This window comes from Pseudomonas sp. H1h (genome assembly GCF_000633255.1).
Lineage (GTDB): Bacteria > Pseudomonadota > Gammaproteobacteria > Pseudomonadales > Pseudomonadaceae > Aquipseudomonas.
On record NZ_AYMJ01000012.1, the window covers coordinates 1 to 13,091 of the forward strand.

General features: G+C 61.6%; 10 protein-coding genes. All 10 read right to left on the reverse strand.

Annotation, left to right across the window (positions count from 1 at the left end):
• Positions 1 to 55: 55 nt before the first annotated feature.
• Entirely contained in the window at positions 56 to 1,990 is a 1,935-nt protein-coding gene (locus U862_RS0109265; protein ID WP_025110145.1) for a methyl-accepting chemotaxis protein, read from the reverse strand.
• A gap of 139 nt (positions 1,991 to 2,129) precedes the next feature.
• Positions 2,130 to 3,419, reverse strand: coding sequence for an adenylosuccinate synthase (locus U862_RS0109270; protein ID WP_025110146.1), 1,290 nt, complete (start codon positions 3,417 to 3,419; stop codon positions 2,130 to 2,132).
• 54 nt (positions 3,420 to 3,473) lie between these two features.
• Positions 3,474 to 4,661, reverse strand: a complete 1,188-nt coding sequence (locus tag U862_RS0109275) for an ATP phosphoribosyltransferase regulatory subunit (protein WP_025110147.1) — start codon at positions 4,659 to 4,661, stop codon at positions 3,474 to 3,476.
• 313 nt (positions 4,662 to 4,974) lie between these two features.
• A complete protein-coding gene (gene hflC / locus U862_RS0109280; RefSeq protein ID WP_025110148.1) occupies positions 4,975 to 5,844 on the reverse strand; it encodes a protease modulator HflC in 870 nt (289 codons plus the stop codon).
• Positions 5,844 to 7,022: an FtsH protease activity modulator HflK gene (hflK, locus tag U862_RS0109285; protein WP_025110149.1), complete on the reverse strand. Its 1,179-nt coding sequence runs from the start codon at positions 7,020 to 7,022 to the stop codon at positions 5,844 to 5,846. The genes hflC and hflK overlap by 1 nt, the downstream gene beginning before the upstream one ends.
• Before the next feature lie 96 nt (positions 7,023 to 7,118).
• Positions 7,119 to 8,420, reverse strand: coding sequence for a ribosome rescue GTPase HflX (gene hflX / locus U862_RS0109290; RefSeq protein ID WP_025110150.1), 1,302 nt, complete (start codon positions 8,418 to 8,420; stop codon positions 7,119 to 7,121).
• Between the two features lie 12 nt (positions 8,421 to 8,432).
• A complete protein-coding gene (gene hfq, locus U862_RS0109295) occupies positions 8,433 to 8,693 on the reverse strand; it encodes an RNA chaperone Hfq (RefSeq protein WP_003221112.1) in 261 nt (86 codons plus the stop codon).
• Between the two features lie 94 nt (positions 8,694 to 8,787).
• Positions 8,788 to 9,759 (reverse strand): tRNA (adenosine(37)-N6)-dimethylallyltransferase MiaA, encoded by a 972-nt coding sequence (gene miaA, locus U862_RS0109300; RefSeq protein WP_025110151.1) that lies wholly within the window; start codon positions 9,757 to 9,759, stop codon positions 8,788 to 8,790.
• Positions 9,759 to 11,660 carry a DNA mismatch repair endonuclease MutL gene (mutL, locus tag U862_RS0109305; RefSeq protein WP_177327327.1) on the reverse strand — a complete coding sequence of 634 codons (1,902 nt, stop codon included), beginning with the start codon at positions 11,658 to 11,660 and terminating at the stop codon, positions 9,759 to 9,761. The genes miaA and mutL overlap by 1 nt, the downstream gene beginning before the upstream one ends.
• Before the next feature lie 5 nt (positions 11,661 to 11,665).
• Positions 11,666 to 13,045, reverse strand: coding sequence for an N-acetylmuramoyl-L-alanine amidase (locus U862_RS0109310; RefSeq protein WP_371262569.1), 1,380 nt, complete (start codon positions 13,043 to 13,045; stop codon positions 11,666 to 11,668).
• Between the last annotated feature and the right edge of the window lie 46 nt (positions 13,046 to 13,091).

Genomic DNA, 13,091 nt, shown 5'->3' on the forward strand with positions numbered 1-13,091 from the left:
ATGCGATCAAACTGTGGGAGCGGGCTTGCTCGCGAAGAGGCCCGACCAGACAACATCAAGCCCGGAACTGCCCCAGGCTTGCCTTCAACTGCGCCGCCAACCCATCCAGCACCTTGCCACTGGCCGTGGTCTCCACCACCGCCTGCGCCGCTTTCTCGGCCTGGGCATGAATGGTCTCGACCCGCCCACGAACCGCTTGTGCGCCCTGCGCCTGATGCGCTGCCGCCTGCGTCGCCAGCCCGATCGCCGCGTGCACCTGCTCGACCGAGGCCTGTACCGACTGCTGCAACCGCGCACTGTCGCGCAACACCAGCAAACCTTCGCTGGCTTGGCGCCCGGCCTGACCGATCGCCTCGACCGCCTCACGCGCGCCCTGCTGCAAGGCGACGATGTGCGCCTGAATGTCGCCAGTCGAGCTTTGCGTCTTGCTCGCCAGGGCGCGCACTTCATCCGCCACCACTGCGAATCCACGCCCGGTCTCACCGGCCCGCGCCGCTTCAATAGCCGCATTGAGCGCCAGCAGGTTGGTCTGTTCGGCGATCCCGTGAATCACCGTCAGCACCACTTCAATCTGTTCACTCTGCTGCGCCAGTCGCTCGATCACTTTCGCCCCGGTATCCACCTGCCCGGCCAGCGCCTCGATCAGGCTGCCGACCTTGGCCGAGGTGCGGGTGTTTTCGTCAGTGGCCTGGCGAATATCCACTACCTGCTTTAATGCCGCCTGCATCGCATGGCTTTCCGATTGTGCCTCGTCGGCCATTTGCGACAGCGCGCGCAGGCTTTCCGCAACCTCGTCACGCTGCATCCCGGCGGCCGCATCGGCACCGGCGTTGCGCAGGGTCATTGCACCGATTTCCACGCCCGTGCGCTGAGCCACGTCGCCCGCTTCGCGCACGATGGGCTGCAACTTATCCACAAAGCGATTGACCGCCGAGGCCATGTCGCCAATCTCGTCCTTGCTGTTGATCTGCACACGCTTGGTCAGGTCGCCCTCGCCTGCCGCGAGGTCATCCATCGCAGCGTTGAGCATCTTCAAGCGATTGACCACCCGATGCCCCAGCACCACCGCCAGCAACAGCAGCACCCCACAGCCGACCAGCGCCAGGCCCATGCCGATCCGCCAACGCAAGGTCGCGGCAGCGTCCTGCACGGTGCTGCGGGTGTTGGCTTTCATCTCGGCAGCGGTGGATTGCGCCGACTGCAAACGCGCCTGCATTGCTGCGGCGCTGTCAGCGGCGGCCCCCTTCAGGCTGTCGCCGACCAATTGATCACTGCTGGCGATCAGCGCCGAGAAGCGCTGGTCGAGTGCTGCCAGATCGGTTTCCACCGAGGCCGTCGAAACGCCCATCAGTACCTTGCCGATTTCCACGCCATTGGGATTGATCGAGGCCTCGAGGTAGTAGACCGACGGATCGTGCTTCGCCGCGTCCAGCACCTTGTCCAGCGCACGCTCGCCCTGACCTTTTTCCAACAGGGCCTTGTTGATCGGATTTTCGCGGTTGAGGTAGCGCGTCAGATGCTGCCCGGTGGCGTCGTCATAGACCACGAACAGCACGTTGGGATTGCGCAGGGCACGACGGGCGAATTCGGAAAGGGTCGGCACGTCGCTGTCCCACATGGCACGCGGTGCAACCGAGGCGAGCAACTGAGCCATGTCATTGGCCGAGTCCTTCAGGTCCTTTTCCAACGTCGTGCGCAGTTGTGCCTGCTCGTCCTTCAGACGCGAGGACAGGCCGGCAGTCAGGCGCTGACGAGTGTTGGTGGACAAGGTATCGAGGCTCGACGTGACCTCACGCCCGGCCTGCTCCAGCTCACCGGACAGCTTCTGGCTGTCGACGCCCAGGCGAGCGCCAAGATCGGCTTCCAGCGCGGTGACCGTGCTCCGCGTCAGGGCGACTGCCACCAGCACTTGCACCAAAAGGGCGATACCAAGGGTAACGAACACGGGCCGCAACAAACGGCTTTGTAACAGTGAGAGAACGGCCGACACTGTGAATCCCTCTACTTCTGACGCCATTAATTTGATGGCACTCTTGTAGACAGATTTACAGCAAAGGTCATGCCGTGCAGCCGGCATAAACGACAAAGGCCCCGATTAAGGGGCCTTTGGTTTTTACATCAACAACTTATCAAGCAAACGGATGGCGCAGAACGATGGTTTCGTTGCGATCCGGGCCCGTCGAAATAATGTCGATCGGCGCACCGATCAGCTCTTCAACGCGCTTGATGTACGCACGGGCGTTAGCCGGCAACTCTTCCAGGGTTTTGGCACCCACGGTCGATTCGGTCCAGCCCGGCACTTCTTCGTATACAGGCTGCAGGCCTACGTAGCTGTCAGCGTCGGTCGGCGCAACGGCGTTGCCCTGCGCATCTTTGTAGCCAGTGCAGATGTTGATGGTTTCCAGACCATCGAGTACGTCCAGCTTGGTCAGGCAGATGCCCGAGATGCTGTTCACATCGATAGCGCGACGCAGGATAACGGCGTCGAACCAGCCACAACGACGGGCACGGCCGGTGGTCGCGCCGAACTCGTGACCTTGCTTGGCCAGGTGCGCGCCCACGTCATCAAACAGCTCAGTCGGGAACGGGCCCGAACCTACGCGAGTGGTGTAAGCCTTGGTGATGCCCAGGATGTAGTCCAGGAACATCGGGCCAACGCCCGAACCGGTCGCCACGCCACCAGCGGTGGTGTTGGAGCTGGTCACGTACGGGTAAGTACCGTGGTCGATGTCGAGCAACGAACCCTGGGCACCTTCGAACATGATGTCTTTGCCGGCGCGACGCAGGTCGTGCAGCTCGGCCGTCACGTCCAGCATCAGCGGCTTGAGCAGCTCAGCGTATTCCTTGCACTCGGCCAGGGTTTTTTCGAACTCGATGGCCGGCACTTTGTAGTAACCAACCAGCATGAAGTTGTGGTAATCCACTAGTTCACGCAGCTTGTCTTCAAAGCGCGGCATGTTGAGCAGGTCGCCCACACGCAGGCCACGACGTGCAACCTTGTCTTCGTACGCCGGGCCGATGCCGCGACCGGTGGTACCGATCTTCAGCTCGCCACGGGCCTTTTCACGGGCCTGGTCCAGCGCCACGTGGAAGGACAGGATCAGCGGGCAGGACGGGCTGATACGCAGGCGCTCGCGCACCGGTACGCCTTTCTCTTCCAGCTTGGTGATCTCGCGCAGCAGGGCGTCAGGTGCAACCACCACGCCGTTGCCGATCAGGCACTGCACGCCTTCGCGCAGCACGCCCGACGGGATCAGGTGCAAGACGGTTTTTTCGCCGTCGATCACCAGGGTGTGGCCAGCGTTGTGGCCACCTTGGTAGCGCACTACGGCGGCAGCATGTTCGGTCAGCAGATCAACGATCTTGCCTTTGCCCTCATCACCCCATTGGGTGCCCAGGACTACGACATTCTTACCCATAACACTTGTCCTCATTCGCGCAAACTTGGTGCCGGCAGTGGCCGGCAGGAAAACTCAAGAAGCCAGTGGCGATACTTGCCAAAGCCCGTTCTGCTGAATCAATTGCCGGTCGCAGTCCGCATCACGGGCGGCGGCCAAAGGTTGTCCAGGCAACGCCTGAACGACACGCTGACCCTCACTGCGCAACTGGCAAACCTGCTGCCAGAGTGCCGTATCCGTACTGTCAGGCATCCAGATACCGCCAGACGGTAGCTCGATTTCAGCACGCCCCAGGGTCACCAGGGTTTTCAAATCGGTAGAGAAGCCGGTCGCCGGACGGGCACGACCGAAGTCGGCGCCGATGTCATCGTAACGACCGCCCTGAGCGATGGACTGACCCACGCCCGGTACAAACACCGCGAACACCACACCGGTGTGGTAGTGGTAGCCGCGCAGCTCACCCAGATCGAAGTACAGCGGCAGATCCGGGAAGCGCGCCGACAGACGCTCGGCGATCGCCAGCAAGTCTTCCAGCGCGGCCAGCACCGGCGCCGGCGCATTGGCCAGACGCTCACGGGCGGCAGCCAGCACTTCACGCCCGCCACACAGATCGACCAGCGCCCGCAGCATGCCGGACAAGTCCGCCGGCAAGCCTTCGGTCAAGGTAATGACCTCGTCGATGGCCTTGCGTTGCAACGCATCGAACAACTGCTGCTCGACTTCACCCGACAGACCGGCCGCACGTGCCAGTCCACGGTAGATGCCGACATGACCGAGGTCCATGTGTACATCCGGCACATCGGCCAGTTGCAGCATGGCCAGCATCAGACTGATCACTTCAACGTCACTGCTCGGGCTGGCGTCGCCGTACAACTCGGCGCCCAACTGGATCGGGCTGCGCGAGGACGACAGTGCACGCGGCTGGGCATGCAGCACGCTGCCGGCGTAGCACAGACGGCTCGGGCCTTCGCGACGCAGGGTGTGCGCATCGATGCGCGCCACTTGCGGCGTGATGTCGGCACGGAACCCCATCTGCCGGCCCGATTGCGGGTCGATGACCTTGAAGGTACGCAGATCCAGGTCCTGGCCCGCACCGGTCAGCAGGGATTCCAGGTACTCGATATGGGGAGTCACGACAAACTCGTAACCCCAGCTCTGGAACAGATCCAACACCTGACGACGCGCGACTTCAATGCGCGCCGCTTCCGGTGGCAGTACTTCTTCGATGCCATCTGGCAGCAGCCAGCGGTCTACCGTTGCCATTACGCCATTCCCCTTTGATCCGGGCGGCCAGCCTGCGGGCGAGCCTTGAGTGAAGCAGAAAATGACCGGCCCGTTCAAAACGCACGCGCATGAACGACGCGGCGAAAGGCCTGTTACCGGCTTCGCCCATCACTTTCCTCGAAAATCTCTCGGGCCATTCAACCCGATGCCTGCAACAAAAAACAGCAATCAAACGTGCAGACGCAAAAAAGCCGGGAATTTCCCGGCTGCCGCATCATACACACGTTTTCCCAAAGGATCACCCCGCCCGAGGTTTTAGCCGCCGGGCGGAGCGATTCAGGTCAACGTCGCATCAAGGCTTGGACTTTTCCAGATAGCGGAAGAAGTCGCTGCTTGGGTCGAGAACCATGACGTCGGATTTGTTCGCGAAGCTCTCACGGTAGGCACGCAGGCTACGGTAAAAACCGTAGAACTCCTGATCCTGACCGTAGGCCTTGGAGTAGATCGCAGCAGCCTGGGCATCACCATCACCGCGAACCTCTTCGGATTCACGATAGGCTTCAGCCAGCAGTACGCGGCGTTGACGATCGGCGTCGGCACGAATGCCCTCGGCCAGCTCGTTACCCTTGGCGCGGTGCTCGCGAGCTTCACGCTCACGCTCGGTGCTCATACGCTCGAACACGCTGCGGTTCACTTCCTTCGGCAGATCGATGGCCTTGACCCGGACATCGACCACTTCGATACCCAGCTCTTTTTCCGCCATCGAGTTCAGCGACGCGGTGATGTCAGCCATCAGCGCATCACGCTCACCCGACACCACTTCGTGCAGGGTGCGCTTGCCGAACTGGTCACGCAGGCCCGATTCCAGACGACGGGACAGACGCTCGTCGGCGATCTGCTTGAGGCCGGAAGTCGCGGTGTAGAAGCGCTCGGCATCTTTCACCCGCCACTTGGCGTAGGCATCGACCATCACGGCTTTCTTTTCCAGGGTCAGGAAACGCTGTGTCGGTGCGTCCAGCGTCATCAGACGTGCGTCAAATTTACGCACCTGGTTAACGTAAGGCACCTTCACATGCAGACCCGGCTGAACATCAGCCTGAACCACACGGCCGAACTGCAGCAACACCGCGCGCTCGGTCTGAGCCACGATGTAGAAGCAGTTCCAGCCAACCAGAACCACAACGACGCCAACAATCAGGGCGATCAGCGATTTATTGCTCATCAGCGGGTCTCCCTTGTGCGTGTCTGCGGCAGGTCAGTGACATGCGGCACGACGTCCGTGTTGTTGCTGGCAGCGGCCGAACCGGTCACTGGTGCATTGCTGCCACCCGAGCTGTTCTGAATCATCTTGTCCAACGGCAGGTAAAGCAGGTTGCTCTGGCCGTTCTTGTTGCCGGTCACGAGTACCTTGCTGGTATTGCTGAAGACTTCCTGCATGGTGTCCAGGTACAGACGCTGGCGGGTGACTTCAGGTGCCTTGCGATACTCGGCCACCAGTTTGGTGAAGCGGTCAGCCTCACCCTTGGCGCGCGAGATCGTCTCGTCACGGTAACCATTGGCATCTTCGAGGATGCGCTGGGCCTGACCACGGGCTTCCGGCACGACGCCGTTGGCATAGGTTTCAGCCTGGTTGCGCGAACGCTGCTCGTCTTCACGGGCGCGGATCACGTCGTCGAAGGCTTCCTGCACTTCACGCGGGGCTGCCGCGTTCTGCACGTTGACCTGAGTAACGGTGATACCGGTGCGATAGGTATCGAGGAAGCGTTGCAGACGCTCCTTGATTTCGCTGGCCATCAGTTCACGACCTTCGGTCAGCACCTGGTCCATGGCGGTCGAACCCACCACGTGGCGCAGGGCGCTGTCGGTCGCATGCTGCAGGCTGATTTCCGGCTGATCGACGTTCAGCACAAAGTCCTGCAGGTTGGTGATCTTGTACTGCACGGTCAGCGGCACTTCGACGATGTTTTCGTCTTCGGTCAGCATCTGGCCCTGCTTGGTGTACGCACGCTCACGCGTTACGTTTTCCATGTACTTCTTGTCGATCGGCGGGAAATAGATGTTCAGGCCCGGGCCGACAGTCTCGTAGTACTTGCCGAAGCGCAGCACCACGGCTTGCTCCTGCTCGTCGACTACATAGACCGCGCTGTACAGCCAGACAGCCGCCAGCACCACGAGGCCGATGCCGAGCAGACCGCCGAAGCCGCCACCACTCCTGCCCGAACCACCGCCGTCATCACCACCGCGTTTCTTACCACCACCGAACAACCCGTTCAGGCTTTCCTGCAGCTTTCGGAAGGCCTCGTCGAGATCCGGTGGCCCCTTGCGGTCGCCGTTATTGCGGCGCTTGCCACCCCAAGGATCCTGATTATTCGAGTTGCCACCCGGCTCATTCCAAGCCATAGCGCTCTCCATCTGATAAAGCAAAGACGCACCCACGGCGCGCCGACCAATGCTACAGAATGCCTGCCGTTGCGGCACAACCGCTTTGCCAGGCTTTTATTGCAAAGTGTGTTGCTCGATGAATTCCATCGGCTGCAATCCTTCGCGGCTTACCAGTCGATTCAACTCGACCCGGGGCAAACGAACGGCCAGCAGGCAGATGCCTTCCTCGTCGTGCTCTTCTTTCTGCACCGCACCGAGTTCGAAGAACTGCGCACGCAGTCGAGCGAACCGTTGCGGCAAGCGCAATGTCCCCACGAACAAATCACTGCCCAGCAACTCGGCAATGGCTTGTTCCAGCAATTCCAGACCCGTGCCATCGCGCGCCGACAGCCACACCCGTTGCGGCTTGCCATCGGCATCGCGCTGGATCTGTGGCTCAACGCCTTCAAGCAAATCGAGTTTGTTGTATACCTCAAGGATCGGCAAGTCCTGAGCCCCGATCTCCCCCAGCACCACCATCACCTGCTCGATCTGCAACATGCGATCCGGTTCAGCCGCATCGATCACGTGCAACAGCAGGTCGGAGTTACTCGACTCTTCGAGCGTAGACCGAAATGCCTCGACCAGCTTGTGCGGCAAGTGGCGAATGAAACCCACGGTGTCCGCGAGAACAATCGGCCCCAGGTCGTCCAGTTCCAGACGGCGCAAGGTCGGGTCGAGGGTGGCGAACAGCTGGTCAGCCGCGTACACCTCGGACTTGGTCACGTTATTGAACAGCGTGGACTTGCCGGCGTTGGTATAGCCCACCAGGGACACGGTCGGAATATCCGCACGCGAACGGCCGCGTCGCGATTGCTCGCGCTGGCTGCGTACTTTTTCCAGTCGACCCTTGATCTGGCGCAGGCGCACCCGCAGCAGACGGCGGTCGGTTTCGAGTTGGGTTTCACCCGGGCCACGCATGCCAATACCGCCACCCTGACGCTCAAGGTGAGTCCAGCCGCGAACCAGGCGGGTGCTCATGTGATCAAGCTGGGCCAGTTCTACCTGGAGCTTGCCTTCATGGGTACGGGCGCGCTGGGCGAAAATATCGAGAATCAGGCCGGTACGGTCGATCACGCGACACTCGAAAACACGTTCGAGGTTACGTTCCTGACTGGGCGTGAGAATGTGATTGAAAATCACCAGATCGGCTTCTTCAGCCTTGACCAGGTCGCGCAGTTCCTCGACCTTGCCGCTGCCGATCAGGAATTTGGCGGTTGGCCGATGACGCGGTACGTTAAAAAACGCAACGGTCTCGGCGCCCGCCGAATTAGCCAATTCCTGAAACTCCTGCGGATCTTCGCGCGCCTCAGGGTCCTGACCATCCAAGTGAACGAGGATCACTCGCTCACCACCACCGTGGCGCTCAAAGAACAAAGGAGACTCCTATCAGGCGTTACCTGGCTCAGCGTCACCTGCATCGGATTCGGTTGCGCTAGGCAGACGAATTGGACGTACTGGCACGACTGTCGAGATAGCGTGTTTGTAAACCATCTGGCTTACGGTGTTTTTCAGCAGGATAACGAACTGGTCGAACGACTCGATCGTGCCCTGCAGTTTGATACCGTTGACCAGGTAGATGGAAACCCCAACTTTCTCTTTACGTAAAGTATTCAAGTAAGGGTCTTGTAGCGAATGCCCTTTTGACATGTGCCGCACTCCTTTAAGGATTCAATAATAAAAATAGGTAATTCAGATGGCTTTGGCCGCCACACCCCCAAGGATAGACGGCAATTGCAAGGACTCAGCTCAATATGGAGATGGTCCCAAGGTATTTCAAGGCGCGTGGCAGATTGTCGCAATCAAGACTGTCCAGCCAGTGCAGATCATCCCAGCTGCGCAGCCAGGTGAACTGGCGTTTGGCCAATTGACGCGTGGCAATGATGCCGCGTTCCTGCATTTCGGCTAACGACAGCTTGCCGTCCAGATAGTCCCAGACTTGGCGGTAGCCTACCGCACGTATAGACGGCAACCCCGAATGCAGGTCACTTCTTTTACGCAGGGCTACGACCTCGTCGATGAACCCCTGTTCCAGCATATTTGTGAATCTTTGTTTAATGCGCTCGTGCAGTACCTGACGATTTGCCGGAGCAATGGCCAAGTTCGCGACAGTATAGGGCAATTGTTGCCGTCCCGAAGCGGCTGCTTCAGTACTTTGCGCAGATTGTTGCTGACGCAGGGCGGTCATGCTCTGGCCGCTGACCCGATAAACCTCCAGCGCACGACTCAGGCGCTGTGGATCATTGGGGTGAATGCGCGCCGCCGACTCTGGGTCGATCACCGCCAACTGCTCGTGCAGGGCTTGCCAGCCAAGGCGTGCAGCCTCTGCTTCGATCTGCGCGCGGACCTCCGGGTCCGCGGCCGGCATGTCCGCCAGACCATCGACCAACGCCTTGTAATAGAGCATCGTGCCGCCCACCAGCAGCGGAATTTTCCCGCGTGCGGTGATTTCAGCCATGGCCTGCAGGGCATCGCGGCGGAAATCGGCGGCGGAATAGGCCTCTGCCGGGTCGAGAATGTCGATCAGGCGATGCGGGAACTCGGCCAGCAGTTCTTTCGAAGGCTTGGCGGTGCCGATGTCCATGCCACGATAGACCAACGCCGAATCGACGCTGATCAGCTCGCACGGCAGCACCTTGGTCAGCTCGATGGCCAGGTCGGTCTTGCCCGCAGCGGTCGGGCCCATCAGGAAAATCGCTGGAGGAAGCTGGCTCATCAACGACCGCGCAGGAACAGTTTGTCCAGATCGTCCAGGCCCAATTGGGTCCAGGTCGGTCGGCCATGGTTGCATTGACCGCTGCGCTCGGTGTTTTCCATGTCACGCAGCAGGCCGTTCATTTCCGGCAGGGCCAGGCGCCGGTTGGCGCGGATCGCGCCGTGGCAGGCCATGGTGCCGAGCAGTTCGTTCAGGTGGGCCTGAATCCGGTCGCTGGTGCCGTATTCCATCAGGTCCGACAGCACATCGCCTACCAACCGGTTAGCCTCGGCCTGTTTGAGCAGCGCCGGAATCTGTCGGATCGCCAGGGTTTCCGGCCCCAGACGCTGCAGCTCGAAGCCCAGTCGCTGGAACCACGCAGCGTGTTCTTCGGCGCAATCGGCTTCACGCTGACTGACCGCCAGCGATTCCGGCACCAGCAATGGCTGGCCGCTCAGGCCTTCGCTGGCCATGGCGATCTTCAGGCGTTCATACATGATCCGCTCGTGAGCGGCGTGCATGTCCACCAGCACCAGCCCCTGAGCGTTCTCGGACAAAATATAGATGCCCTTGAGCTGCGCCAGTGCGTAACCGAGCGGCGGAATGTCTTCCTGACCGGCCGGCAGCGCGTTGGCATTGGCCTCAGGCAGCGGCGCGAAAAACTCGCGGTAGGCAGCCTGCGCCTCGGCGGCTGGCGGCACCGCAGATTGCGGCCGCGGCGTGTACTGATACTGATAAGCGCCGCCAGCACTGCCCCCGGACGAGGTATTGAACGCCGGTTGCGCCTGCGGCTGCTCCAGCAGCGCGTTGGCCGCCAGACGCATTTCGCCCTGCGGGCCGAACTCACCGGCCTCGATGCCGGTTGGGCGGACGACGGCAGTGGTGACAGAACCGGCAAGCTGATCTTCCGGACGCACATCACCCAGCGCGCGGTGCAACGTGCCATAAAGGAAGTCATGCACCATGCGTCCGTCACGGAAGCGCACTTCGTGCTTGGTCGGGTGCACGTTGACGTCGACCGCTGCCGGATCGACCTCGAAAAACAGCGCGAAGGTCGGATGACGACCATTGAACAACACGTCGCGGTAAGCCTGGCGCACTGCGTGGGCCACCAGTTTGTCGCGCACCGCGCGGCCATTCACAAAGAAATACTGCAAATCCGCCTGACTGCGGTTGAACGTCGGCAATCCGACCCAGCCCCAGAGGTGCAGGCCATTGCGCTCGATCTCGATCGGCAGCGCCTGCTCAAGAAAGCCCGAGCCGCAAATCGCCGCCACACGCCGGGCGCGCGCCGCGTCATCATGGGCTTCGTGCAGGCTGAGGATGGTCTTGCCGTTGTGGCGCAGATGGAACGCCACGTCGAAACGCGCCAGCGCCAAACGCTTGATCACTTCTTGCAGATGATCGAATTCGGTTTTTTCGGTCTTGAGAAACTTGCGCCGCGCCGGCGTGTTGAAGAACAGGTCGCGCACTTCCACCGACGTTCCGACCGGATGCGCCGCCGGTTGCACCCGGGGCGCCATGTCGCGGCCCTCGGTCTCCACCTGCCAGGCCTGATCGGCATCGCGGGTGCGCGAGGTCAGGGTCAGGCGCGCCACGGAGCTGATCGACGCGAGTGCTTCACCACGGAAGCCCAGGCTCATCACCTGTTCGAGATCTTCGAGATTACGAATCTTGCTGGTGGCGTGACGGGCCAAGGCCAGCGGCAGGTCGTCGGCAGAAATGCCGCTGCCGTCATCACGCACTCGCAACAGCTTGACGCCGCCCTGCTCGACATCGACATCGATGCGCCTGGCGCCGGAGTCGAGGCTGTTTTCCAGCAGCTCCTTGATCACCGAAGCCGGACGTTCAACCACCTCACCGGCGGCGATCTGGTTCGCCAGCCGGGGGCTGAGCAGTTCGATGCGTGCGGCGTTCAACAGCTGATTCATTCTTTGGACGCCAGTTCGGTGCCAGGAATGGTCAGGTGCTGACCGACTTTCAGCTCATCGCTGCTGAGGTTGTTGGCACTGCGCAGGGTCGCTGGCGAGACCTGGTAACGCACCGCAATCATCGCCAGCGTCTCGCCCGGACTCACGCGGTGATCACGCGGGCCCTGGGCGATCTTGCCGGAGTCACGCAGCCAGGCAATGTAAGTGCCTGGCGGCGGGTTTTGCTGGAAGAACTGGCGCACGCCGCTGCTGATCGAACGGGCCAGCGCCTGCTGGTGGCTCGACGCCGAGAGCTTGTTCGCTTCGTTGGCGTTGGAGATAAATCCGGTTTCGACGAGGATCGACGGGATGTCAGGCGATTTCAGCACCATGAACCCGGCCTGTTCCACGCGCTGCTTGTGCAGTGGCGTCACACGACCGATGTTGGTCAGGACTTTCTGGCCGACGTTGAGGCTAGACGTCAGCGACGCGGTCATCGACAGGTCGAGCAGCACACCGGCGAGCATGCGGTCCTTGTCGTCGAGGCTGACGTTGCCGGCACCGCCGATCAGGTCGGAACGGTTTTCGCTGTCGGCCAGCCAACGGGCGGTTTCCGACGTTGCGCCGCGATCAGACAGGGCAAACACCGAGGCGCCGAAAGCTGCCGCAGACGGCGCGGCGTCGGCGTGGATCGAGACGAACAGGTCTGCGCCCTTCTTGCGCGCAATTTCAGTACGCCCGCGCAACGGGATGAAGTAGTCGCCGGTACGGGTCAGCTCGGCGCGAAAGCCTTTCATGCCGTTGACCTGACGCTGCAGTTCGCGGGCAATCTGCAACACCACGTCTTTCTCACGCTGGCCGCGCGAGCCGGACGCACCCGGGTCTTCGCCGCCGTGGCCGGCGTCGATCACCACGATGATGTCGCGTTTTCCGGCCGGGGCCGGCGGCAACTTGATGGCAGGCTCCGAAGGCGTGACCGGCACGGCGGGTACCGTCGCCACTTGTGGCGTCGGCGCAGGCGGCGGCGCGGCATCGGCCGGGTTGTCGAACAGGTCGACCACCAGACGGTTGCCGTATTGCGCGTTCGGCGCCAGCGAGAAGCTTTTCGGAGTGACGGCCTTTTTCAGATCGATGACCACCCGCAGGTCGGTCGGCGTGCGCTGGGCCGAACGCATTGCGGTGATCGGCGTGTTGGCGGTCGAGACTTTCAACGGTGCACCGAGGGTGGCGCCATTGATGTCGATCACCAGCCGATCCGGTGCGGTCAGGGTGAAGACGCTGTGCTGCACCGGGCCGCTCAGGTCAAAGACCAGTCGCGTGTTGTCCGGCGCCCGCCACAGGCGCACGCTGTTGACCTTTGTGTCGGCCACAGCGTTGACGGCCACTGCCATCAACATCAGTCCTGCGGCAGCCACCAACGCGCGAAAGCGCATACCTAACCCC

Excerpts from the sequence above, each read along its gene's own strand:
- U862_RS0109275 (WP_025110147.1), bottom strand. The coding sequence starts at position 4,661 with ATGGCAACGGTAGACCGCTGGCTGCTGCCAGATGGCATCGAAGAAGTA.
- hflC (WP_025110148.1), bottom strand. The coding sequence starts at position 5,844 with ATGAGCAATAAATCGCTGATCGCCCTGATTGTTGGCGTCGTTGTGGTT.
- U862_RS0109270 (WP_025110146.1), bottom strand. The coding sequence starts at position 3,419 with ATGGGTAAGAATGTCGTAGTCCTGGGCACCCAATGGGGTGATGAGGGC.
- U862_RS0109310 (WP_371262569.1), bottom strand. The coding sequence starts at position 13,045 with ATGTTGATGGCAGTGGCCGTCAACGCTGTGGCCGACACAAAGGTCAAC.
- hflK (WP_025110149.1), bottom strand. The coding sequence starts at position 7,022 with ATGGCTTGGAATGAGCCGGGTGGCAACTCGAATAATCAGGATCCTTGG.
- miaA (WP_025110151.1), bottom strand. The coding sequence starts at position 9,759 with ATGAGCCAGCTTCCTCCAGCGATTTTCCTGATGGGCCCGACCGCTGCG.
- hfq (WP_003221112.1), bottom strand. The coding sequence starts at position 8,693 with ATGTCAAAAGGGCATTCGCTACAAGACCCTTACTTGAATACTTTACGT.